This is a genomic window from Aeromonas sp. MaB10011B (assembly GCF_017939325.1).
Lineage (GTDB): Bacteria > Pseudomonadota > Gammaproteobacteria > Enterobacterales > Aeromonadaceae > Aeromonas > Aeromonas caviae.
This window is the reverse complement of the sequence record NZ_JAGKRK010000082.1, coordinates 74,128-97,387: the sequence shown is the minus strand read 5'-3', so window position 1 is coordinate 97,387 and position 23,260 is coordinate 74,128. Positions and strand designations below refer to the sequence as shown.

18 protein-coding genes are annotated in these 23,260 nt (G+C 64.0%); 14 read left to right on the top strand and 4 right to left on the bottom strand.

All coding sequences use genetic code 11. The annotated features are described in order from the left end of the window. Positions 1 to 198 precede the first annotated feature (198 nt). From J9893_RS19645 to J9893_RS19600, 10 genes are all read left to right on the top strand, one after another. Positions 199 to 1,881, top strand: coding sequence for an ABC transporter substrate-binding protein (locus J9893_RS19645; RefSeq protein ID WP_010673906.1), 1,683 nt, complete (start codon positions 199 to 201; stop codon positions 1,879 to 1,881). 117 nt (positions 1,882 to 1,998) lie between these two features. Beyond that, complete coding sequence (locus tag J9893_RS19640) at positions 1,999 to 2,982, top strand: ABC transporter permease (RefSeq protein ID WP_010673905.1); 984 nt, start codon at positions 1,999 to 2,001, stop codon at positions 2,980 to 2,982. 1 nt (position 2,983) lies between these two features. Next, positions 2,984 to 3,889, top strand: a complete 906-nt coding sequence (locus J9893_RS19635; RefSeq protein WP_203762713.1) for an ABC transporter permease — start codon at positions 2,984 to 2,986, stop codon at positions 3,887 to 3,889. Further along, complete coding sequence (locus tag J9893_RS19630; RefSeq protein ID WP_201984775.1) at positions 3,886 to 4,908, top strand: ABC transporter ATP-binding protein; 1,023 nt, start codon at positions 3,886 to 3,888, stop codon at positions 4,906 to 4,908. Before J9893_RS19635 ends, J9893_RS19630 begins: the two co-directional genes overlap by 4 nt. Before the next feature lie 11 nt (positions 4,909 to 4,919). After that, entirely contained in the window at positions 4,920 to 5,918 is a 999-nt protein-coding gene (locus J9893_RS19625) for an ABC transporter ATP-binding protein (protein ID WP_039040529.1), read from the top strand. 107 nt (positions 5,919 to 6,025) lie between these two features. Then, positions 6,026 to 7,753 (top strand): glycoside hydrolase family 9 protein, encoded by a 1,728-nt coding sequence (locus tag J9893_RS19620; RefSeq protein ID WP_201984798.1) that lies wholly within the window; start codon positions 6,026 to 6,028, stop codon positions 7,751 to 7,753. 104 nt (positions 7,754 to 7,857) lie between these two features. After that, positions 7,858 to 8,730, top strand: a complete 873-nt coding sequence (locus J9893_RS19615; RefSeq protein WP_109113238.1) for a BadF/BadG/BcrA/BcrD ATPase family protein — start codon at positions 7,858 to 7,860, stop codon at positions 8,728 to 8,730. Positions 8,731 to 8,797: 67 nt separating this feature from the next. After that, positions 8,798 to 10,654 (top strand): beta-N-acetylhexosaminidase, encoded by a 1,857-nt coding sequence (locus J9893_RS19610; protein WP_201984776.1) that lies wholly within the window; start codon positions 8,798 to 8,800, stop codon positions 10,652 to 10,654. Between the two features lie 192 nt (positions 10,655 to 10,846). Then, positions 10,847 to 12,400: a PAS domain-containing methyl-accepting chemotaxis protein gene (locus J9893_RS19605; RefSeq protein WP_103243539.1), complete on the top strand. Its 1,554-nt coding sequence runs from the start codon at positions 10,847 to 10,849 to the stop codon at positions 12,398 to 12,400. A gap of 66 nt (positions 12,401 to 12,466) precedes the next feature. Then, a complete protein-coding gene (locus tag J9893_RS19600; RefSeq protein ID WP_048207207.1) occupies positions 12,467 to 12,817 on the top strand; it encodes an MGMT family protein in 351 nt (116 codons plus the stop codon). 83 nt (positions 12,818 to 12,900) lie between these two features. Here J9893_RS19600 and J9893_RS19595 read toward each other — a convergent pair whose 3' ends face one another. Both J9893_RS19595 and topA read right to left on the bottom strand, forming a co-directional pair. Then, positions 12,901 to 13,071: a hypothetical protein gene (locus J9893_RS19595; protein ID WP_164882089.1), complete on the bottom strand. Its 171-nt coding sequence runs from the start codon at positions 13,069 to 13,071 to the stop codon at positions 12,901 to 12,903. A 115-nt stretch (positions 13,072 to 13,186) separates the two neighbouring features. Continuing rightward, the gene (gene topA, locus J9893_RS19590) at positions 13,187 to 15,808 is read right to left on the bottom strand and encodes a type I DNA topoisomerase (protein WP_010673895.1); all 2,622 of its coding nucleotides are present in this window, start codon (positions 15,806 to 15,808) and stop codon (positions 13,187 to 13,189) included. A 360-nt stretch (positions 15,809 to 16,168) separates the two neighbouring features. Here topA and astB point away from each other — a divergent pair, with 360 nt between their 5' ends. Then, positions 16,169 to 17,506: an N-succinylarginine dihydrolase gene (astB, locus tag J9893_RS19585; protein WP_113977761.1), complete on the top strand. Its 1,338-nt coding sequence runs from the start codon at positions 16,169 to 16,171 to the stop codon at positions 17,504 to 17,506. Between the two features lie 230 nt (positions 17,507 to 17,736). Here astB and sohB read toward each other — a convergent pair whose 3' ends face one another. Beyond that, positions 17,737 to 18,744, bottom strand: coding sequence for a protease SohB (sohB, locus tag J9893_RS19580; protein ID WP_042880316.1), 1,008 nt, complete (start codon positions 18,742 to 18,744; stop codon positions 17,737 to 17,739). Between the two features lie 224 nt (positions 18,745 to 18,968). On the opposite strand from sohB, the gene J9893_RS19575 reads away from it, so the two are divergent. Both J9893_RS19575 and J9893_RS19570 read left to right on the top strand, forming a co-directional pair. Beyond that, the gene (locus J9893_RS19575; RefSeq protein WP_010673892.1) at positions 18,969 to 19,724 is read left to right on the top strand and encodes a YciK family oxidoreductase; all 756 of its coding nucleotides are present in this window, start codon (positions 18,969 to 18,971) and stop codon (positions 19,722 to 19,724) included. An 89-nt stretch (positions 19,725 to 19,813) separates the two neighbouring features. After that, the gene (locus tag J9893_RS19570; protein ID WP_042015608.1) at positions 19,814 to 20,698 is read left to right on the top strand and encodes a LysR family transcriptional regulator; all 885 of its coding nucleotides are present in this window, start codon (positions 19,814 to 19,816) and stop codon (positions 20,696 to 20,698) included. 71 nt (positions 20,699 to 20,769) lie between these two features. Here J9893_RS19570 and J9893_RS19565 read toward each other — a convergent pair whose 3' ends face one another. Next, entirely contained in the window at positions 20,770 to 21,942 is a 1,173-nt protein-coding gene (locus J9893_RS19565; protein ID WP_052814361.1) for an MFS transporter, read from the bottom strand. Positions 21,943 to 22,106: 164 nt separating this feature from the next. On the opposite strand from J9893_RS19565, the gene J9893_RS19560 reads away from it, so the two are divergent. Next, positions 22,107 to 23,246: a PatB family C-S lyase gene (locus J9893_RS19560; RefSeq protein ID WP_113977763.1), complete on the top strand. Its 1,140-nt coding sequence runs from the start codon at positions 22,107 to 22,109 to the stop codon at positions 23,244 to 23,246. The last annotated feature ends 14 nt before the right edge of the window (positions 23,247 to 23,260 follow it).

The window sequence follows — 23,260 nt, the reverse complement described above, 5'->3', positions numbered from 1 at the left end:
TGACGTGCGCCGTGCAATTTTTACGATATCGACGAAATGAAGAGTTGTTGTTTTCCTGTTAATTCTGCTTTTCTAAGGGCGTTGGACGACACAACTACAAGGGTGCAAAACCTGACCAACAGCGAGGGCCGGTATCCAAGCATGCGATGTCGGTGCTCCATTCCAAAACCATGGAAGACCAATAAGAAAGGAAAAAATATGCTTGCCAAAGTATCCAAAATCGCAACCTCAGTCATGCTGGGAACTCTGCTTGCCGGTGCCACCGGTACAGCCATGGCCGCCGACAACAAGACGGTGCTGACCCTGGTTGCCCAGCAGGAAACCGCATGGGTCAAGAACTTCAACCCCTTCCTGCAAGCGGGTCTGCTCCACACCACCCGTCACTTCATCTATGAGCCGCTGGTGATCTTCAACGATATGCAGGGTGGCAAACCCGTCTATCGTCTGGCCACCCACTACGCCTTCAGCGATGATCTGAAATCCGTCACCTTCGACCTGCGCGAAGGGGTCAAGTGGTCCGATGGTGAAGCCTTCACCGCCGACGACATCCTCTTCTCCTTCAACCTGGTCAAGGCCAACAAGGCGCTGGACGAGCGCTCCATCTGGACCCAGATCAAGGGTGTCGAGAAGCTGGGTGACCACAAGGTCAAATTCGACCTGGCCGAGATCAACACCAACGTGGTGAACGACCTGGTGCTGGTGCCCATCGTGCCGGAGCATCAGTGGAAGTCGGTGAAAGACCCGGTGGCCTTCACCAACGACAAGCCGGTCGGGACCGGTCCCTTCACCGAAGTGGACAACTTCTCCGCCCAGCTTTACACCCAGTGCCGCAACCCGCACTACTGGGACAACGCCAGCCTCTCCATCGACTGCCTGCGCATGCCGCAAATGGCCACCAACGACCAGGTACTGGCCGCCGTGATGAAGGGTGACGTGGATTGGTTCGGCTCCTTCGTGCCGGACATCGAGCGCCTCTACGTCGGCAACGATCCCAAGAACAACAAGTACTGGTTCCCCGCCTCCGGCACAGTGGCGTTCAACGTCAACTTCCAGAGCAAGAACCCGGGCAACCACGAAGCCTTCAACGACATCAACTTCCGCCGCGCCTTCTCCATGGCCATGGACCGCCAGTCCATGGTGGACATCGCGGGCTACGGCTACCCCACCGTCAACGAGTACCCGTCAGGGCTTGGCAAGGCATTCGCCTCCTGGGACAACCCGGACGTCGAGAAGAAGTACGGCAAGTACAACAAGTTCGACCTGGAAGGGGCCAAGGCCCTGCTGAAACAGGCGGGCTACAAGGACTGTGACGGCGACAAGTTCCTCGACACCCCGAGCTGCAAGAAGATCGAGTTCAAGGTGCTGGTACCGAACGGCTGGACCGACTGGGTCAACACCGTCCAGATCGGGGTCGAAGGCCTGCAGGCCCTGGGCCTGAACGCCAAGACCGCCACCCCGGAAGCCACCGTCTGGACCGAGTCCCTGATCACCGGTGACTTCGACGTCGCCCTGCAGGGTTACTTTGCCGGTGCCAACCCGCACAAGTACTTCGAGACCGCTTTCCACTCCCGCAACATGGGTGAGCGCGGCAACCGCTTCGCGGCGCCCCGCTACAAGGATCCCGAGCTCGACAAGCTGATTGACGACTTCACCCAGACCGCCGATGCGGCCAAGCAGAAGGAGATCATGTTCGCCATCCAGGAGCGTGTCGGGGCCAACCAGACCATCATCCCGGTGTTCAACAACCCGACCTGGTACGAATACAGCACCAAGCGCTTCAATGGCTGGTTCAGTGCCGACAACCCGGTCGCCAAGCCGCAGGTTCACCCGGACACTCCGGAGCGTCTGCTGCACGTGCTGTCACTCAAGCCAAACAGCTAATCACCCCGGCCCCCTGCGGGGGGCCCTCTTCCCCGCCATGTCTTCCATCCCCCGCACCTGCCGGGGTTGGGGGAGCTTTGCCCGGCGCGGGGCAGGCTTGCAGTAAAAGGTATCACCATGGGATTTATACTTAGACGCTTCTCCTTCTATCTGGTCGCCTTCCTGGTGGCCGCCACCATCAACTTCCTGCTACCCAGAGCCATGCCGGGGGACCCCGTCTCCGTCATGTTTGCCCGGGCCGGCGCCATGATGGAACCCGCCGCGCTGGAAGCCCTCAAAGCCACCTTCGGTTTCGTGGACGGCCCCATCGGCACCCAGTTTCTCACCTATGTGAAGAGCGTCTTCACCTGGGATCTCGGCACCTCGGTGCGCTACTACCCCCAACCGGTTGCCGACGTCCTCGGCCGCGCCATCGGCTGGACCCTGTTCCTGGTGGGCACCTCCACCATTCTGAGCTTCTCCATCGGCTCCATCGTCGGCATCTTCGCCGCCTGGTACCGGGGCGGACGCATGGACAGCATCCTCTCCCCGCTCACCCTGGTGATGCAGGCCATCCCCCCCGTGGTGGTCTCTCTGCTCGCCCTCTTCCTGTTCGGAGTGAGCCTCGGCTGGCTGCCCATCGGCTACGCCTACAGCCCCGAGATCCCCGCCGATTTTGGCTGGGAACACATCAAGAGCATCCTGCTGCACGCCATCATGCCGGTGGGCACCCTGGCCGCGGTGCAGGTAGGGGGCTTTCTCATCACCATGCGCAACAACATGATCAACCTCCTGGGCGAGGACTACATCACCATGGCCAAGGCCAAGGGGCTCTCCAGCAACCGGGTGATCTTCAACTACGGCGCCCGCAACGCCGTGCTGCCGAGCGTTACAGCCCTCTCCATGGCACTCGGTTTCGTCATCGGCGGATCCCTCATCACCGAGGTGATCTTCAACTACCCCGGCCTGGGACTGACCCTCTATCAGGGCATCCTGGCCCGTGACTACCCCCTCATCCAGGGGCAACTGCTCATCATGACCATCACCATGCTCAGCTTCAATTTCCTGGCGGACGTGCTCTACGTCTTCCTGGATCCCCGTCTGCGTACAGGAGGCAAATAAGATGCGTATGCCGACTATCTTGAAAATCCTGCTGGGTAACAAGAAGGCCGCCTTCGGCCTCGCCATCGTGGTCACCTTCGTGCTGATGGCCCTGTTCGCCCCGCTGCTCGCCAGCAACGAACCCACCAAGCGGGTCGCCCGCCCCCACCAGCCCCCCAGCATGGAGCTGGTGATGGGTTCCAACCGCATGGGCCACGATCTCTGGGCCCAGTTCACCAACGGCGCCCGCATCTCCCTGATGGTGGGCTTCGGGGCAGGCCTGCTGGTGTGCGCCCTGGCCATCACGGTGGGCATCACCGCCGGCTACTTCGGCGGCGTGGTGGACGAGTGCCTCACCTTCCTGATGAACGTGGTGCTGGTGATCCCGAACCTCCCCCTGTTGCTGGTGCTGGCAAGCTTTATCGGGGAGGCGTCACCGACGGTGATCGCCCTCATCATCGGCTTTACCTCCTGGGCCTATGGCGCCCGGGTGATCCGCGCCCAGACCCTGGCCCTGCGGGAGAAAGAGTTCGTCATCGCCGCCGAGGTGCTGGGTGAACCGGCCTGGCGCATCATCCTGGTGGAGATACTGCCGAACCTCATCTCCATCATCGGGGTGAGCTTCATCGGATCCATCATCTACGCCATTGTCACCGAGGCGACCCTGGAGTTCCTGGGCCTTGGCGACCCCACCGTCGTGAGCTGGGGCATCATGCTCTACAACGCCCAGACCTCGAGCGCCATCCTGGTGGGCGCCTGGTGGGAGATCCTGGCCCCCTGCTTCGCCATCGCCACCCTGGGGGCGGGCCTCGCCATGCTCAACTTCGCCATCGACGAAATCGCCAACCCGCAGCTTCGTTCCCACAAGGGCCTGCGTCGCTGGAAGCAGCTTGCCACTCCCATCACAGCTCAGGAGAAGACAGCATGACCATGCAACAACCCCTGCTGTCGGTGCGCCTGCTCTGCGTCGACTACATCACCGAGAGCGGCGACGTGCGCGCCGTCAATTCGGTCAGTTTTGACATCATGCCGGGTGAGGTGTTCGGCCTCGCCGGCGAGTCCGGCTGCGGCAAGTCCACGGTCGCCTTCTCGGTGGCTAGGCTGCACAAGCCGCCCGCCTACATCAGCGGCGGCGAGATCCTGTTCAAGGGAGAGAACATCCTCGGCTTCGATGACGAGCGACTGCGCAGCTACCGCTGGCGCCAGGCGAGCGTGGTGTTCCAGTCCGCCATGAATGCGCTCAACCCCGTGCTGCGCATGGAGGAGCAGTTCTGCGACGTGCTCTTGGCCCACAACCCCGGCATGACCCGCTATGAAGCGATCAAGCGCGCCCAGGAGCTGCTGGAGATCGTCGACATTCACCCGAGCCGGCTCAAGGACTACCCGCACCAGTTCTCCGGCGGCATGCGCCAGCGGCTGGTGATCGCCATCGCCATGGCCCTCAACCCCGAGCTGCTCATCATGGACGAGCCCACCACGGCGCTCGATGTGGTGGTGCAGCGGGAGATTTTGCAGAAGGTCTATGCCCTGAAAGAGAAGTTCAACTTCTCCATCCTCTTCATCACCCACGACCTCTCACTCATGGTCGAGTTCTGCGATCGCATCGGCATCATGTACGCGGGGGAACTGGTGGAAGTGGCGCCGGCCAAGGCGATCCTGACCGCGCCTCTGCACCCCTACACTCGGGGCCTTGGCAACTCCTTCCCCCCCCTGCACGGGCCCAAGACCGTGCTGGAGGGGATCCCTGGCAGCCCACTCAATCTGCTGGAGGTGCCAGTGGGCTGCCGCTTCCAGGCACGCTGCGCCAAGGTGCACGCGCGCTGCCGCCAGGAATACACCCGGCTGGCCGAGATCCGGCCCGGCCAACAGGCTGCCTGCCACCTTCATGAGGCAGCAGAGGAACAACCGGATCTTCCGATCCATCTGGACAAGGCCGCTGGCTGTTAAGGATGTCTGTCATGCAAATCGCCCAAACCGACGCGCCCATCATCGAGGTCCAGCACCTCTACAAGGACTTCGCCGTCAACTCCAACGCCATCAAGAGCGGCAAGATGCGGGCGCTGTCCGACATCACCTTCAACCTGCACCGGGGCCGCGCCCTGGCAGTGGTGGGGGAATCCGGCTCCGGCAAGAGCACCATCGCCAAGATCATCGCCAAGATGTACAAGCTCTCCAACGGCCGCATCCTCTACCGTGGCCGCGACCTGGAGGAGTTCAACAAGGGCACCGCCCTGCTGGACTATCGCCAGAGCGTGCAGATGGTGTGGCAGGATCCGTTCGGCTCACTTAATCCGACCCATACCATCTACCACCACATCGCCCGTCCCCTGCTGCTGCACAGCAAGGTGAGCGACAAGCGGGATCTGCCCGACATGGTCTATGGCCTCCTTGAAAAGGTGGGGCTGACCCCCGCCAAGGCGACCGCGGCCAAGTACCCGCACCAGCTCTCCGGCGGCCAGCGCCAGCGGGTCAACATCGCCCGCAACCTGGCGGTGGAGGCGGAAGTGGTGCTGGCGGACGAACCCACCTCCATGCTCGACGTCTCCATTCGCATCGGCATCCTCAACCTGATGGAGCAGATGAAGAACGAGCTCGGCGTCTCCATGCTCTACATCACCCACGACATCGCCACCGCCCGCTACGTGGCGGAAGATCTGGCGGTGATGTACGTGGGTCACATGGTGGAGTGGGGAGAGGTGGACGAGATCCTGCACCACCCCCAGCACCCCTACACCCAGTTGCTCATCTCGGCGGTGCCGGACCCCGAGAAGAGCATCCACGCCGAGCTGGAGGGAGGCCGCAAGGGGGAGATCCCGCTCTGGACCCCGGAATCCCGTGGTTGTCCCTTTGCCGGGCGCTGCCATCAGGCCATGCCCCGCTGCAAGGAGAGCCTGCCGCCGGTGACCCGTCTCGCCGACAACCACTTCGTGCGCTGCTACCTCCACGAACAGGGGTAAGCAGGCCCGCGGCCGGGCGCCGTCGCCCGGCCATGCCTCGCGTCGGGGCCGCAAGGCCCCGCAATGAGCCTCGCCCGCCAGGGGCGAGCCTTCGGAGTAAGACCTTGATGGAACTTTTGATCAACCAGGTGGGTTACGAATGTCACGGGGAGAAGAGCGCCCTGCTGCAGTGCGGCGCCGACCTCGATATCCGCGGCCACGTCAGGTTGCTGCGCCAGCAGGACGACCACCTTTTGCTGGAGACGCCGCTGGTGGCAGCGGGATGCGTCCCCGGCTGGCAGGGGCGCCACTACTGGCGGGCCGATTTCTCCGCCTTCACCGAGCCCGGCCACTACCGGCTGGAGGCCGTCGTGACCACGGGAGCGCAGGAGCGTCTGGTGCGATCCCCCCCCTTTGCCATCGACCGAGGGCTGCTGGCGCGCCGCTGCCTCTCCGATGTCATCCACTACTTCAAGGGACAACGCGCCAGCGGCACCTTCGACCGGGCGGACCGCAGGGCACGCCTCTTTGGCACCGATCAGCGCCGGGACGTACATGGCGGCTGGTTCGACGCCAGCGGCGACATGAGCAAGTACCTGAGTCACCTCTCCTACGCCAACTACCTCAATCCCCAGCAGACCCCCATGGTGGTCTGGTCCCTGCTCAAGTGCCGGGAACTCCTGGCGACACGTCGTGACATCGACGGGATGAACCTGTGCAAACGGCTCAGTGACGAGGGGCTGCACGGGGCGGATTTTCTCTGCCGGATGCAGGACGAGAGCGGCTTTTTCTACATGACCCTGTTCGACAAGTGGAGCAAGGATCCCGAGCAGCGAGAGCTGTGCGCCTATGCGACCCAGCAGGGGATCAAGTCCGCCCGCTGGCAGGCGGGTTTTCGCCAGGGGGGCGGCATGGCCATCGCCGCCCTGGCCCGCGCCGCCCGGGAACCGATTGGCGGCGACCTTGACACAAGCCAGTATGCCGACGCGGCCAGACGCGGCTACCTGCACCTGCGCGAGCACAACCTCGCCTACCTGGACGACGGGGTCGAGAACATCATCGACGACTATTGCGCCCTGCTGGCGGCGGTCGAGCTCACCAGAACGCTGGGCGCCGAGTGGCTCGCCGAGGCGCGGGATCGGGCCGGCCGGCTGTGCGCCCGCCAGCGCGCCCACCCCGATCTCGGCCACCATTGGGCCGCCAACGACGATGGCTCTCGCCCCTACTACCACGCCGCCGAAGCGGGCCTGCCGGTGCTGGCGCTGCTGGAGTATCTCGCCATCGAGCCGGATCCGGCGCGCCAGTGGGCGGCCAGGACCGTTGCCGAGCAGGCCCTGGCGGCCGAGCTGGCCCTCGCGGCCCGGGCAGGCAATCCCTTCGCCCTCGCCCGCCAGTATGTGAAAGGGGTCGATGAGGCGCCCCGGGTGAGCTTTTTCATGCCCCACCACAACGAATCCGGTTACTGGTGGCAGGGGGAGAACGCCCGGCTGGCATCGCTCGCCACCATGGCGTTTGCTGCCGCACAGCACCTGCCCGGGCAGAGCGCACTGCTGCGCACCTTCGGCCAGCAGCAGCTCGACTGGATCCTGGGGAGAAACCCCTTCAACGCCTGCATGCTGGCGGGTCAGGGCATCAACAACCCGGAATACACCGCCGGCTACCCCAATGCGCAGGGGGGGATCTGCAACGGCATCACCGCCGGCTTCGATGACGAAAATGACGTGGCCTTTATTCCAGAGGCGTACAAGGATCGACTGGATCAGAACTGGCGCTGGGGGGAGCAATGGATCCCGCACGCCGCCTGGTTCGCCCTGGCCATCACCTGGCAGAGCGCACAAGGAGGCCACCATGATTGAGAGCGGTTCACACATCACTGGCACCGGGGAGAGCCCTGGATCCTCCATACCGCCAGCCAGGTTTACCCTGGCCATCACCTGGCAAAGCGCGCAGGGAGGCCCCCATGATTGAGTTCTGGGTCGGGGTGGACGGCGGCGGCACCCACACCCGGGCCCGCATTCGCAACAACGCAGGCAAGCTGCTCGGCGAGGGGCGCGCCGCCGGCTCCAATCTGGAGCTGGGCATAGCCCTCGCCCACGGCCATGTGCTGGCTGCCATCGATCAGGCCCGCATCGACGCGGGTCTGCCCAGAGAGAGCGAACAGCGGATGGGAGTCGGGCTCGCACTCGCCTCCGCCGAGCTCGCCGACTGCTACCACGCCATGCTGACCATGCCCTTCCCGTTTGCGCGGGTGAAGCTCACCTCCGATGCCTTTGGTGCCTGCCTCGGCGCCTTCGACGGCCAGGAGGGGGCCATCCTCATCGCGGGCACCGGCTCGGCGGGGCTCATCTACCGGGAGGGACGCCTTCGCACCTGCTCGGGTCGCGGCTTCCCCGTCTCGGATCTCGGCAGCGGCGCCTGGCTCGGGCTGCGCGCCATCCAGCAGTCCCTGCTCTGCCACGACGGCATCCTGCCCCCCAGCACCCTGGCGGTGCGTCTGATGGATCACTTCAAGCGGGATCAGGCCGAGGTGGTGCGCTGGGCTGCGCGCGCCATCCCGGCCGACTATGGCCGCTTCGCCCCCTGGGTATTCGATGCCGCAAGCGACGGGGACGAGCTCGCCACCGCCCTGCTGGATGAGACCTGTGCCCAGCTCGGCATGCTGCTGGAGGGCATGACCCAGCTCGGGGCAGACCGGATCGCCCTGCTGGGCGGCATCGGCACGCGCCTCGCCCCCCGTCTGGGCCACTTCCATCTGATCGCCCCCAAGCGCGACGCGCTGGAGGGGGCCATCCTGTTTGCCAGGACGGAGACGCTGCCATGTCTGCATCCCTGAGCCTGGTCGGGCCGACAACACCTGCGGGACAGGTTCCCGTTTCCTTCACCCCATCAGAGGAATTCCCATGTCCGCACCCCTGATCCACACCCGGGTCGATCACCGTGACGGTGACGATGTCTGGTTTCGCTTCACCCTGAGCCAACTGCCAGCAGCCCCCTGGAAACTCCACTTCTGCCTCGCCCGCCAGATCGATCCCCACTCGATCGAAGGGGGCGCTCTGGAGCGCCAGAGCGGCAGTTACAAGGTCATGGTGCCCCACGAGGGGGTGAGCGAGCTGCGCTTCTGCTGTCGCAACACCCCGCTCAAGCATGACTCCGATATGCCCAAGGGTTTCTTCCTGAGCCTGGAGAGCAAGGGACAGCTGCAACCCCTGGTGCTGGAGGGGGAAGACCTTGGCCTGACCAACCCGCCCTCCCCGGGCCCCGACCTGCCACAGGTGGAGGCCGTCAACGGCCTCGTGCCCCAGCCCGCCCACCTGATTTATACAGAAGGCAACTTCCGGCTGGCCGAGCGGGCCCACGTCGACGGCCCCGTTCCCCTCGCCTCCCTGCTCGCCCATTTCAACGAGCTGACAGGCCTGGCCCTGACCCAGGATCACGATGCGGAGATCCACCTCGTCGAGGCGACACTTCCCCCCGAGGGGTATGAGCTCACCATCACCCCTGAGGAGATCGTCATCCGGGCCGCCGGCGAGGCGGGCTGGCGACACGGGCTGGTGAGCTTGGCCCAGTGGGCGCTGCAACACGGAGAGAGCCTGCCCTGCTTGACGGTGCGGGATGCACCGCGCTTCGGTTTTCGCGGCATCTTCCTCGACTGTGCCCGCCACTTCCACTCCATCGCCACCCTCAAGCGCCTGCTCAAGCAGATGAGCCTCTACAAGTTCAACCGCTTCCACTGGCACCTCACCGATGACGAGGGGTGGCGCCTTGAGATCAAGACCTTCCCCCAGCTGACCGCCGTGGGAGCCTGGCGCGGCCATGGCCTGGCGGTGGGGCCCCAGCTGAGCGGCGGCCCCGACCCTTATGGCGGTTACTACACCCAGAGCGAGGTGCGCGAGCTGGTCGCCTACGCCGCCGGGCTTGGCATCACCATCATTCCGGAAATAGACATCCCGGGGCACTGTCACGCCGCCATCAAGGCGCTGCCCGAGCTGCTGGTGGAAGAGGCAGACCGCTCCCGCTACCTCTCGGTGCAATATTTCGACGACAACGTGCTTAACCCGGCCCTGCCCGGCACCTACCGGTTCCTGGACGCCGTGATGGACGAGGTGTGCGATCTCTTCCCAGGGAGTCAGGTTCACATGGGGGGGGACGAAGTGCCCACCGGCGTCTGGACCGACAGTCCCGCCTGCCAGCAGCTCATGGCCGAGCAGGGGTATCAGGATTGCCGCGAGCTGCAGGGGCACCTGCTGCGCCACTGCCAGCAGTACCTGGCCCGCAAGGGCAAGCAGATGCTGGGGTGGGAGGAGATACTGCACGGTGACAAGGTGAGCCGGGAGGCCACCGTCTTCGCCTGGACCAGCTTCCAGGCCGGCCTGGATGCCGCCGCATCCGGTTACCCCGTGGTGATGGCGCCTGCCCAGCACCTCTATCTGGATCTCGCCTGGAGTCAGGACATCCACGAACCGGGACTCTACTGGGCGGGTACCCTCAACCTGGCGCAGGTGCATGCATGCGATCCTGCCCCGGCCGATTTCCATGCCAACGATAACATCCTGGGGGTGCTGAGCCCCTTGTGGTCGGAACTGATCACCTCTCGCGATCGTCTCGACTACATGTTGTTCCCGCGCATGCTGGCCACGGCAGAGGTGGCCTGGAGCACTCCCGCCCGCAAGGTGTGGGAGCACTTCGTCGCCCGTCTGCCCGGCCAGCTGCACATCCTCGACCAGTTGCAAGTGCGTTACCGGGTGCCACAGAGGTAGTGTTATCTTTTTCTTTTCGGCGACCTTTTGGTCGCCGTTTTTTTACCCATCAACAACAAAAACCCAACCTAGCCCCTACTTTTCATCTGCCTTTGTTGGCAAAATAAGGCCCCCGATGAAACCAGACAGGGGATGCATCTCCCTGCGGTTCCGCCACAATAACAATCAGCAAACAGATCGGAGCTTACCCTTATGGCCCGTAAACACGCCCAGGTCGTGGACAGTGAAGTGGAATTTCCCGCCGACGTGCAACTCGTCTCCACCACGGATCTGCGCGGCGTCATTACCTACGCCAACCCCGCCTTCTGCCGCATCGCCGGTTATCAGGTCGATGAACTGGTCGGCCACAACCACAACCTGGTTCGCCACCCCGACATGCCCAAGGCCGCCTTCGCCGACCTCTGGGATCGCCTCAAGGAGGGCAACCCCTGGCGGGGAGTGGTGAAAAACCGCTGCAAGGATGGCCGCTATTACTGGGTCGACGCCTACGTCACCCCCATCTACGAGCACGGCAAGATAAGCGGCTACCAGTCGGTGCGCTGCAAGCCCGACCCCCAGCTCAAGCAGGCAGCCGCCCAGGCCTATCGGGCCCTGCTTTCGGCCGAGCAACGGGGCACCCCGGCTCGCCCCTCGCTGCGCCGTTTCAGGCCGCTGATGCTCGGCCTGCCGCTGCTGGCGCTGCTGGTCTGGGCCGCCCTCACCCAGGGCCCCCTCACCGCGCTGCTGATGCTGCTTCCCCCCCTCGTCATTGCGGGCGCCTACTGGCGCGAGCTCATCGCCTTGCCCCGCTATCTCAGGCAGCTCGGTCAGCAATATGACAGCCTGACCCGGCTGGTCTATTCGGGGGATGCCCCGGGTGCCATCGCCGATTTTCACCTGAAGATGCTGCAGGCCCGGATCCGCACCGTGCTGGGGCGGGTCGACGATGCCACCCATCCGCTTCAGGCCCTGGCAACCGATCTGCAGGACTCCTCACACCGCGCCTTCCTCGACATCAACGAGCAGGATGCCCAGACCCAGCAGATGGCGGCCGCCATGACCCAGATGGCCAGCACCGCACACGAGATTGCCCGCAATATCCAGGACACCAACGGCCAGGTGACCGAGGCACGCAGCAGTTGCCAGAGCACGGTGGAACAGCTGGACCAGACCCAGCAGCAGATGACCAGGCTGGCCAGCCAGGCGGAGCAGGCCTTCCACTCCGCGGTGGAGCTCGCCAGCGAGTCGGAGCGCATTGGCAGCGTGATGGGTGAAATCCAGGGCATCGCCGAGCAGACCAACCTGCTGGCCCTCAACGCCGCCATCGAGGCCGCCCGTGCCGGCGAGCAGGGGCGCGGCTTTGCGGTGGTGGCGGACGAGGTGCGCACTCTGTCGACCCGTACCCACAAGGCGACCGAGCAGATCCAGGGCAGCATCAGCCAGATCCAGCACACCCTGGAACGCTGGCAGGGCATGATGCAGGACAACCTGGCCCAGACCCGGGAATGTGTCGAGATGACCCGCCAGGGATCAGGCAACCTGCACCTGGTGCTGGGGGAAATCGATCAGGTGACCGAATTCTCCACCCAGATCGCCGCCGCCGCGGAGCAGCAGCAGGTGGTGGTGGAGGAGATCAGCCGCAACATCCACCAGATCTCCGAATACTCCCGCGCCAACAGCCAGAAGATCCAGGCGGTGGACGACTCCAGCCAAGAGCTGCTCAGGCGGGCCCGCGAGCTCAGGGGACTGAGCCAGACCTTCGGCTGACAGATTGCAAGCCCCATGACAGAAGCGCCACAATGGCGCTTCTGCTGTTTTTGACGAGCCATCATCATGAGAACGAACGCGCCCCCTCTGGACAAGACGGCCCGCATCGAGGCGATCCTCGCCCTGATCCCCCCCGGCCGCGTGGTGAGCTACGGCCAGGTGGCGGACCTCGCGGGCCTGCCCGGACGGGCACGACTGGTGGGAAAAGTCTTGCGGGAGACCGACAAGGTGCTGCCCTGGCACCGGGTGCTGGGGGCGGCAGGCACCATTTCGCTGCCAAAAGGATCCGCAGGCTTTGACAGGCAAGCGGGGCTGCTGCAGGAGGAGGGGGTGCCCGTGATTGGCGGGCGGGTCAGGATGCGGGAGTGGCAGTGGCAGCCCGACCTGGCCGAGCTGCTCTTTCTGGTTCCCTTCTGACGAGGCTGGCACGTCCCGAAGGGATAGGGGCTCTTGCAACAAAGGGAGGGCCTCTGTGATCGCCCTCCGTCACGTTCTCTTCCCTAGTCGCTGGCAATGGGTCCCAGAATGTCATCGCTGCGCACCTGTACCGGGATGGTCTCATCCTCCCGTTGCAAGAGCACCAGCAGACTCTGTCTGTCCACCTCCAGCACATAGGCTGTCCCTTCACGGGTCAGGCAGGTCATGCCCGGCCGTATTTCATGTATCTCCATGACAACTCCCTGTCTTGCGCTGCCATCCATGCAGCCATTCCAGTATATCGCCATCCACCAACAAAGAAGCCCCTCGCAAGGGGCCTCTTTCATCATGCTGTGAGCGGCGTCGCCATCAGGCTTTCTTCGCCTTGGGCAGGCTCTCCTGCCATTTTCCGTTGTCGTAATGGGCTGTCCAGCCGGTCGCCTTGCCGTTGACCTCGGTCATCACGTACTGCTCCTTGGTCTTGCGGCTGAAGCGCACCACGGAGGCGTTTCCGTCAGGATCTGACGCCGGGGCGTCCGCCAGGTACTGGTGCTTGGGGGAGAGGCGATCGCGGAAGCGCTTGAGCTCCTCCACCAGGGGCGCACGGGTCTCGCGGGATTTGGGGAAGTTGCTGGCGGCCAAGAAGAGGCCGGCGGCGCCGTCCCGCAGCACGAAGTGGGCGTCGGACTGGGTACATTTCAGCTCGGGCAGGGGTACCGGATCCTCTTTCGGCGGCGCAATGTCGCCATTTTTCAGGATCTTGCGGGTGTTCTTGCAGCTCTCGTTGGTACAACCCATGTATTTGCCGAAACGGCCGTTCTTGAGCTGCATCTCGGAGCCGCAGCGATCGCACTCGATGCTCGGCCCTTCGTAGCCCTTGAGCTTGAACTGCCCCTGTTCCACCTCGTAGCCATCGCAATCCGGGTTGCGACCGCAGACGTGCAACTTGCGGCTATCGTCGATGATGTAGGCGTCCATCGCGGTGCCGCAGATCCCGCAGCGATGCTTGGCACGCAGGGCATCGGTTTCCGCCTCGTCCCCGTCGGTGGCGGAGACGAACTCGTCCGCACTGACCAGGTTGATGGTCTTCTTGCAGCGCTCCTTGGGCGGCAGGGCATAGCCGGAGCAGCCGAGGAAGACGCCGGTGGTGGCGGTACGGATACCCATCTTGCGGCCACAATCCGGGCAGTCGATGTCGGTCAGCACCATCTGGTTGGCACGCATGCCCCCCTCTTCATGGGGCTTGTCGGCCTGCTCCAGCTCCTGGGTGAACTCGGCGTAGAAGGCGTCGAGCACCTTCTTCCACTCCAGGCTCCCCTCGGCGATGCCGTCGAGCTTGTCTTCCATCTTGGCGGTGAACTCGTAGTTCATCAGCTCGACGAAGTTTTCCACCAGGCGGTCGGTGACGATCTCCCCCATCTTCTCGGCGAAGAAGCGGCGGCTCTCGACCCGCACATACCCACGGTCGACGATGGTGGAGATGATGGAGGCGTAAGTGGACGGACGGCCGATGCCGCGCTTTTCCAGCTCGCGTACCAGGGCCGCTTCGGTGAAGCGGGCGGGCGGCTTGGTGAAGTGCTGGCGCGGATCCAGCTTGACCAGTTTCAGCACCTCGCCGACGGTCACCGCCGGCAGCTGGCTGTCTTCACCCTTGCGGCCCATGGGCGGCAGGGCCTTGGTCCAGCCGGCGAAGCGCAGGGTGCGACCGCGCGCCTTGAGCTCGAACTCCCCTGCCTTGACGGTCAGGGTGGAGGAGTCGTACTGGGCCGGGGTCATCTGGCAGGCGACAAACTGGCGCCAGATGAGGTCATAGAGCCGCATGGCATCGGGCTCCATCCCTTCCAGCATCTCGGCAGTCACCTGGACGCTGGAGGGGCGGATCGCCTCGTGGGCCTCCTGGGCATTGGCCTTGGCGCCGTAGAGGTTCGGCTCGCTCGGCAGGTAGGCGGCACCATACTGCTCGCCGATGTATTCCCGCACCGCGTCCACCGCCTCTTTGCTGAGGTTGGTGGAGTCGGTACGCATATAAGTGATGTAACCCGCTTCATAGAGACGCTGGGCCATCATCATGGTCTTCTTGACCCCGAAGCTCAGACGGGTAGAAGCCGCCTGCTGCAGGGTGGACGTGATAAAGGGAGCGGACGGCTTGGAGCCGGTCGGCTTGTCTTCCCGGTTCACCACCTTGTAGTCGACCCCTTCCAGGGCCGCCACGGCGGCGAAGGTCTCGGCCTGGGTCACCGGCTTGAAGTCGGCTCCGTTGCGGCTGACCACCTCCATGCGCAGCTCGCTCTTCTCGGCGGTCAGCAGGTCGGCGTTGAGATCCCAGAACTCCACCGGCACGAACGCCTTGATCTCGCGCTCCTTGTCGACGATGAGGCGCACCGCGACGGATTGCACCCGACCGGCGGAGAGGCCGCGGGCCAGCTTCTTCCACAAGAGCGGGGAGACCATGTAACCCACCACCCGGTCGAGGAAACGACGGGCCTGCTGGGCGTTGACGCGATGAATGTTCAACTCGGACGGCTGGGCGAACGCCTCCTGGATGGCGCTCTTGGTGATCTCGTTGAACACCACGCGCTTGTAGCGGCTGTCGTCGCCACCGATGATCTCGCGCAGGTGCCAGGCGATCGCTTCCCCCTCTCTATCCAAGTCGGTTGCGAGATAGATGGTGTCAGCCTTGGCGGCCAGACTTTGCAACTCGCTGACCACTTTTTCCTTGCCGGGCAAAATCTGGTAGTTGGCCTGCCAGCCTGCGGTCGGGTTGATGCCCATCCTTGAGAACAGGGCGTTGCGATCCTTGGCCGCCTTCTCGGATTCGCTGAGCTTGATGCCGCGAATGACAGGTTTTTTGGGCTCGGTGCTGGCGCTGCCGCTGGTCGGCAGATCGCGCACGTGGCCTACGCTGGATTTCACCACGTAGTCCTTGCCCAAATATTTGTTGATGGTCTTGGCCTTGGCCGGAGACTCCACGATGACCAGTGATTTGCCCATGCTGTAACTATTATCCTCATTGCACCCGACGGGGTTGGCGTGCGGTTTTGTGGGGCTGTATAAGAGATTTGACGGGAAAAAGCAATCTTGCGGGTCAATTTGCCCGACAGCCCGAACCGCCCTGCTTCTTTATTTATTAATGCGAAGCCGGGGCGCGGGAAGCAACCGCTTTTTTGTTTTTATGCTATATCCCCCCCTTTTTTAGATTGGAAATGACATATCCAGCCACCCTTGTGACATAAAAACCCATTCTGGTTATCAGCTTGTTACAAAGGATGAAATCTCTTTATAATGGCCGCACACCGCAGCTTTGTGCGCGGAAGGAACCGCTCCCCATATAAAAATCGAAAGGATGTGATCATGAAGCACTTCGAGGTCAACTTCGACGGCCTGGTCGGCCCCACCCACAACTATGCCGGCCTCTCCTATGGCAACGTCGCCTCCCAGAGCAACGCCAAAGAGGCCTCCAACCCCAAGGAAGCGGCCAAGCAGGGGCTGCGCAAGATGAAGGCGCTGACCGACCTCGGCATGGTGCAGGGCGTGCTGGCTCCTCAGGAGAGACCGGATCTCGCGACCCTGCGCCGCCTGGGCTTCACCGGCAACGACGCCAGCGTCCTGGCCCAGGCCGCCAGACAGGCCCCCGCCGTGCTGGCCGCCTGCTATTCGGCCTCCAGCATGTGGACCGCCAACGCCGCCACCGTCTCCCCGAGCGCCGACACCCAGGATGGCCGCATTCACTTCACCCCCGCCAACCTGACCAACAAGTTCCACCGCTCCCTGGAGCCCGAGGTGACCGGGCGCATCCTGCGGGCCGTGTTCAACAACGATCGCCACTTCTATCACCACCAACATCTGCCGGAGAACGACCACTTCGGTGACGAAGGCGCCGCCAACCACACCCGGCTGTGCCGCGCCTATGGCGAAGCGGGGGTCGAGCTGTTCGTCTATGGCCGCAGCGCCTTCGACGTCTCCCAGCCCGCGCCCAAACGCTATCCGGCCCGCCAGACCCTGGAGGCGAGCCAGGCCATCGCCCGCCTGCATGGCCTGGGGGATGAGAGTGCGGTCTTCATTCAACAGAACCCGGACGTGATCGATCAGGGGGTGTTCCACAACGATGTCATCGCGGTGGGCAACCAGAACGTGCTCTTCTTCCACCAGCAGGCGTTCCTCCATACCGAGGCTGCTCTGGCCGAGGTGCGTACCAAGTTCGGCGAGGGGGACCTGCACTTCATCGAAGTGCCGACCAGCGAAGTGTCGGTGCAGGATGCGGTGAAGTCCTACCTGTTCAACACCCAGATCCTCACCCTGCCATCCGGCGAGATGGCGATCATCGCCCCCACCGAATGCCGCGACAACCCGGCGGTGTCCGCCTATCTGGCCAGGCTGGTGACCCTGGGCACCCCCATCAAGGACGTCCACTACATGGACGTGAAGCAGAGCATGAGAAACGGCGGCGGCCCCGCCTGTCTGCGCCTGCGGGTTGCCATGAACGACACCGAGCTCGCCGCGGTCAACCCGGCCTGCCTCATCACCGACAACCAGTTTGCCCGCCTGGATCAGTGGGTCGAGAAGCACTATCGCGACAGCCTGGCGCTGGACGATCTGCGGGACCCCTCCCTGGTGCTGGAGACCCGCACCGCCCTGGACGAGCTGACCCAGATCCTGAAACTGGGTTCCGTCTACCCCTTCCAGCGCTGAGGTGCGCCATCGGCCTGCAGAGCCGACGCAATAAAAAAAGAGAGCCGGGCAATGCCCGGCTCTCTTTTTAGTCCTTTGCACTGAGCTATAAAACCTGTTCATGAGCTGTAGCGAGAGATCGTCAGCAAGGTGAAGAGCAGCGCAGGAACCGGAGTGTGTAGATACACATGAGGATTCCGAGCAGCACATGAGCCTTGATCACGACCTCGCAGTAAGCTCGAAACAGGTTCTCAGCGCCAGGGGCTCTGCTGCCACAGGCGGCCGAGGGCCCCCTCCAGCCCCAGTGCCGCCTGCTTGCCAAGCTTCTGGGTCAGGCTCCTTGGTTTGCTGTAGCGGATGCCGACCACCTTGTGATGGCTGGCCTGGGCCAGCAGGTAGTCATCGCTGGTGCAAAGCGCATCCACCAGACCGAGCTGCTTGGCCTGGCTCGCCAGCCAATGCTCGCCGGTGGTCACCTTGTCGATGTCGAGACCGGGTCTGTGCTCGGCCACGAAGGCCTTGAACTGCTCGTGGATGGCCCCCAGCTCCTCGCGAAACTTCTCCCGCCCCAGATCGTCGTTCTCGCCGAACATGGTGATGGTGCGCTTGTACTGGCCTGCGGTGTGCATCTCGAATTCGATGTCGTGCTTCTTGAGCAGCTTGTTGAAGTTCGGCATCTGGGCAATGACACCGATGGATCCGACGATGGCGAACGGCGCCGCCAGGATCTTGTCCGCGACGCAGGCCATCATGTAGCCACCGCTCGCCGCCACCTTGTCGATGGCCACGGTCAGCGTGATGTCCTTGTCCCGCAGCCGCTGCAACTGGGAGGCGGCCAGGCCGTAGCCGTGCACCACGCCGCCGCCGGATTCGAGGCGCAGCAGCACCTCGTCCCCGGGGCGGGCCACGCCTATCACGGCGCTCACCTCTTCCCGCAGGGAGGCCACCTCCTTGGCATCCATACTGCCGTTGAAGTCGATGACGAACAGCCGGCTGCGCTCATCCTCCCCCTTGGCTTTGGCCTTGTGCTCCGCCTTGCGGGTCTTCTCCATCTGCTTGCGCTCGGCCTTGCCCGCCAGGGCTGCCTGCAGTTGATGGCGCCCCTGCTCCAGCTCGCCGGAGAGATCGGTCACCACCAGCTCCCCCTTGCGGGATTTGGGCTGGCGGCTGCTCGCCACCATCAGGATGACGGCGCCGATGGCCAGCAAGAAGGTGAGGGTCTTGGCCAGAAACAGGCCGTATTCGGTCAAAAATGCCACTTGATGCTCCGCTCAATGTCCGGTTTTTTCACATAGTAAGGAGTTTGCCCCCCTCGCGCAAAAACTCTGCCATCTCCCGTGCCAAGGACGGAGGGATCGATGCTATCGCCCTGTTTTATTCACATTTTTGCCGTCTCATACTGGTCAACTGCCGGGCCGGATCAGTACACTTGCCCACTCGATTCGTTGCGCCAAGCCGCCAGGCATTGTTAACAGGAGTCCACATGCTCGACTATCAGGCCCCCCGTGATCTGCTCAAGGACAAGGTCATTCTGGTGACGGGTGCCGGTGACGGCATCGGCCGCGAAGCGGCCCTCACCTATGCGGCCCACGGCGCCACCGTGATCCTGCTCGGGCGCACCAGTGCCAAGCTGGAGGCGGTCTACGACCAGATTGAAGCGGCCGGTCACCCCCTGCCCGCCATCGTGCCGGTGGACTTGAAAGGGGCTACTGCCACCCACTACCGCGGCATGGCGGAGACCTTCGCCCAGCAGTTCGGCCGCCTCGACGGCGTGCTGTTCAACGCCGGGCTGCTCGGCACCCTGTCGCCGTTCGAACACATTCAGGAGCAGGAGTGGGACGAGGTGATGCAGGTCAACGTCAAATCCGAATTCCTGCTGACCCAGGCGCTGCTGCCCCTCATTCGCCAGACCGCCAAGGAGCACGGCGAGGCGTCCATCGTCTACACCTCCTCCAGCGTGGGCCGCAAGGGACGCGCCTACTGGGGCACTTATGCCATCTCCAAGTTCGCCGTCGAAGGCATGATGGAGGTGCTGGCGGACGAGCTGGAGAACACCAGGGTGCGGGTCAACACCCTGAACCCGGGCGGCACCCGCACCAGGATGCGGGCCAGCGCCTTCCCGGCGGAAGATCCGCAAACCCTCAAGACCCCGGCCGATCTGATGCCCCTCTATCTCTACCTGATGGGGCGTGACAGTCAGGGCCAGAGCGGCAAGACCTTCGTGGCCCAGCCCAAATAAATCAACAAATCAACCGGATGGGATTACAGTGAAGAGGGGGTGCCAAGGCGCGCCCTGTTGAATCCCATCGGCCCCAGACAGGTTGCACTATGTTTCGTCCCAAGAGCACGTTTGAGCAATGGCGGATCTTTCAGGCCGTGGTGGACTGCGGCGGTTATGCCCAGGCTGCCGAGGCGCTGAACAAGAGCCAATCCTCCCTCAATCATGCGGTTGCCAAGCTGCAACAGAGTCTGGGGGTGGCCCTGCTGGAGGTGCGGGGACGCAAGGCGGTGCTGACGCCGGCGGGGGAGATCTTCCTCAAGCGGGCGCGCCAACTCAGCCAGCAGGTGGAAGAGCTGGAGAACCTGGCCAACAACCTGGAGCGGCAGTGGGAGCCGCAGATCAACCTCTATGTGTCCGTGGTGCAGCCGCGGGAGCGCCTCTACCGGGCGCTGGCCCACTTCTACCCCCGCAGCCGCGGTTGCCGCATCAACCTGCACGAGCGGATCCACTGCCACTTCAATGCGCTGCAGGCGGGAGATCTGATGCTCTCCGAGCACCTGCCCCAGGATCGCACCGGCCTGCCGCTGGACGAAGTCTGTCTGCTTCCTCTGTGCGCAGCGGGCCACCCCCTTGCGGAGCAGGGAGAGCCCATCACCGCCGAGGTGCTGGCCAGCCACAACCAGATAAGCCTGCATCCCCCCATCCACCGCTCGGTGGACTGGAACGATGCGGACGACACCGGCTGGAAGGCGACCCACTATCATGAGGTGCTCAACATGGTGCGCCTTGGCATGGGTTACGCCTGGGTGCCCCGCCACCTGGTGCAGGAGGAGCTCGCCGAGGGCTCGCTGGTGCAGCTCGACCTCACCGGCGGCAACGAGCGCTATCTCTACACCTACCTGCTCACCCCCTCGGTGGAGGCGCTGGGGCCGGCGGCCGAGCTGCTGCTGCGCTGCCTGCGCATCGAATACCAGGGAGACAACCCCAGGTAAGGCCGCTTCTTCCCCGCACGACCGGGGCACTGGTGCCGGCACAGCCGGACATCGGCTCCCCTTTGCATCCCCTATACGTTGGGGACCCGCCAGCAGGCGGCCAGTGCCATCAGCGCCAGGGCCGCCGCCACCATGAAGACCCCGTGGAAGCTCCAGAGCTCCGCCACCGTCCCCGCGATGGCCCCCGCCATGATGGAGCCGGTGCGGATGCTGTTGGAAAAGAGCGTGGTCGCCACCCCGGCGCGCCCCGGCATCAGGTCCTGGAAATAGGACATGCCGATGCCGGCCACGATGCCGATGAAGATGGCATTGAGCAGTTGCAGCGCAATGAGGGCATGCTGGCTCGACAGGGTCACGAGACCGCCATAGAAACCGACCCCGGCCAGCACCGCCAGCAGCATCATGGGCCGCTTGCCGAAGCGCCGGGTGTAGTAGCCCGCCAGCAGCATGAAGGGGATCTCCAGGGCCGCCGCCGTGCCCATCAGCAAACCGGCCAGCTTCTCCTCCAGCCCCAGCTCGCGGGTGATGTAGAGGGGCATGTTGATGAGGTACATACTGTTGCAGGTCCACATCAGGGTGGAGGCGATGAAGAGCGCCCGCACCGACGGATCCCGCCAGCTGCTCACCCGCTCCACCTCGCTGTCCATCACCGGCAGCGGCAGGGAGGGAAGCCAGCGCCACACCACGAAGGCGCAGATGACATAGGCCAGCGCCGAGGCCAGATACATCACCTCAAAGCCGTAGCCGATGGCGAGCGCGAAGGCGATGGGCGGCCCGATTACCCAGGCCAGGGAGAACTGGGCCCGCAGCACTGAGCTGAACATGTCGGCCTGTTTGTTGCGGCTGTCGGCGTATTCCCGCGCCAGGGCGAACAGCTGCGGGCTGGCGGTGGCGGTCAGGCTCGCCAGCAGCACCCCCAGGCTCACCAGCAACCAGTACTGCCGGTTCCAGGCAAACAGCAGGGAGAGCACGATGCCGGCGAAGCAGCAGCGCAGGATCAGCTGCTTGCGATCCCCCTTGTTGTCGGAGCGGTGGCCGAGCCACTGGCTGATGAGGATGCCGATCACCGCGTTCACCGTGTAGAAGAGCCCCACCAGGAAGGGACGCACCTGCACCTCCTCGGCCAGAAACAGGCTCAAGGTCGGCACCTGCAGCGCCACCGCCACCCCGGTCATAAAGGTCACGGCGAGAAACGAAAGAGAGACGGGATCCGGCCTCTTGCGGGCAGCAGACAGCAAACTCATAGAGATACCATTGATATGGAAGAAAAAAAGGAGCCAGATGCGGGCGGGCTTGGCGTATGGCGGCGGCTATTTTATGTCATTATCAACAGCCACCTCAAGGGTTGCGGGGGGGCGTCCAAGTCCGTACATTGGAAGCCCATCCAGCGCCAGTACAAGGATTTAACATGTTTGATTTTGACCGGGAAATAGATCGCAGCGGTACCATGAGCCTGAAATGGGACAAATACAAGGGTCAGGATGTCCTGCCCATGTGGGTCGCAGACACCGACTTCGTCTCTCCCCCCGCCGTACTGGAGGCCCTCACCCAGCGTGTCGCCCACGGCATCTTCGGCTATTCGCGCCCCTCTCCCCGGCTCATCGAACTCATCGTATCGCGTCTGGCCAGCCGCTATGGCTGGACCATCCAGCCCGAATGGCTCGTCTTCCTGCCCGGGGTGGTGCCGGGCCTCAACCTCGCCTGCAAGGCCTGGAGCCAGCACGGGCGCGGCATCATCACCCCCAAGCCGGTCTACTACCCCTTCCTGCAGGCGCCGGGCTTCAATGACCGCCCCCTGCTCACCGTCCCCGTGGTGGAGGAAGAAGGTCGCTGGGTGCTGGATCTCGAAGAGCTTGAGCGTCAGGCCCCCTCGGCGGATCTGCTGCTGCTGTGCAACCCCCACAACCCGGGCGGCACCGTCTTCACCCGGGAAGAGCTGCTGGCCATCGACGCCATCGCCGAGCGCCACAACCTGGTGATCTGCTCCGACGAAATCCACTGCGACCTGCTGCTGGACAAGGATGCCCGCCACATCCCCTATGGTGCCCTGAGCCCGGAGGCGGCCGAGCGCTCCGCCGTCATGATGGCGCCGAGCAAGACCTTCAACATCGCAGGGCTGTGCTGCTCCTTCGCCGTGATCCCCAATGCCCGCCTGCGGCTCAAGCTGCAACAGGCGATGCGCGGCATCAGCGCCGACGTCAATCTGCTGGGGTTCGTGGCGGCCGAGGCGGCCTATGAGGGGGGCGAGCAGTGGCTGAATGAACAGCTCGACTACCTGACCGGCAATCTGGCCCTGATCGAGCAGGCCGTGGCCCGCTGGCCCGGCGTCAAGCTGGCCCGCAACCAGGCCACCTACCTCGCCTGGATCGACATGAGCGCCCTGGGGCTGGACGATCCCGTCGCCTTCTTCGAACAGGCGGGCGTGGGTCTCTCCCCCGGAGCCCAGTTCGGCAACGGCCAGTTCGTGCGGCTCAACTTTGGTTGCACCCGGGCCCGTCTCACCGAGGCCCTGGCCCGCATGGAGAAAGCCATTCTCCAGACCCGCTAGCGAACCGTCCCGGG

Coding starts and splice junctions, on each gene's coding strand:
- J9893_RS19645 (WP_010673906.1), top strand. CDS start 199: ATGCTTGCCAAAGTATCCAAAATCGCAACCTCAGTCATGCTGGGAACT.
- J9893_RS19640 (WP_010673905.1), top strand. CDS start 1,999: ATGGGATTTATACTTAGACGCTTCTCCTTCTATCTGGTCGCCTTCCTG.
- J9893_RS19635 (WP_203762713.1), top strand. CDS start 2,984: ATGCGTATGCCGACTATCTTGAAAATCCTGCTGGGTAACAAGAAGGCC.
- J9893_RS19630 (WP_201984775.1), top strand. CDS start 3,886: ATGACCATGCAACAACCCCTGCTGTCGGTGCGCCTGCTCTGCGTCGAC.
- J9893_RS19625 (WP_039040529.1), top strand. CDS start 4,920: ATGCAAATCGCCCAAACCGACGCGCCCATCATCGAGGTCCAGCACCTC.
- J9893_RS19620 (WP_201984798.1), top strand. CDS start 6,026: ATGGAACTTTTGATCAACCAGGTGGGTTACGAATGTCACGGGGAGAAG.
- J9893_RS19615 (WP_109113238.1), top strand. CDS start 7,858: ATGATTGAGTTCTGGGTCGGGGTGGACGGCGGCGGCACCCACACCCGG.
- J9893_RS19610 (WP_201984776.1), top strand. CDS start 8,798: ATGTCCGCACCCCTGATCCACACCCGGGTCGATCACCGTGACGGTGAC.
- J9893_RS19605 (WP_103243539.1), top strand. CDS start 10,847: ATGGCCCGTAAACACGCCCAGGTCGTGGACAGTGAAGTGGAATTTCCC.
- J9893_RS19600 (WP_048207207.1), top strand. CDS start 12,467: ATGAGAACGAACGCGCCCCCTCTGGACAAGACGGCCCGCATCGAGGCG.
- J9893_RS19595 (WP_164882089.1), bottom strand. CDS start 13,071: ATGGAGATACATGAAATACGGCCGGGCATGACCTGCCTGACCCGTGAA.
- topA (WP_010673895.1), bottom strand. CDS start 15,808: ATGGGCAAATCACTGGTCATCGTGGAGTCTCCGGCCAAGGCCAAGACC.
- astB (WP_113977761.1), top strand. CDS start 16,169: ATGAAGCACTTCGAGGTCAACTTCGACGGCCTGGTCGGCCCCACCCAC.
- J9893_RS19575 (WP_010673892.1), top strand. CDS start 18,969: ATGCTCGACTATCAGGCCCCCCGTGATCTGCTCAAGGACAAGGTCATT.
- J9893_RS19570 (WP_042015608.1), top strand. CDS start 19,814: ATGTTTCGTCCCAAGAGCACGTTTGAGCAATGGCGGATCTTTCAGGCC.
- J9893_RS19565 (WP_052814361.1), bottom strand. CDS start 21,942: ATGAGTTTGCTGTCTGCTGCCCGCAAGAGGCCGGATCCCGTCTCTCTT.
- J9893_RS19560 (WP_113977763.1), top strand. CDS start 22,107: ATGTTTGATTTTGACCGGGAAATAGATCGCAGCGGTACCATGAGCCTG.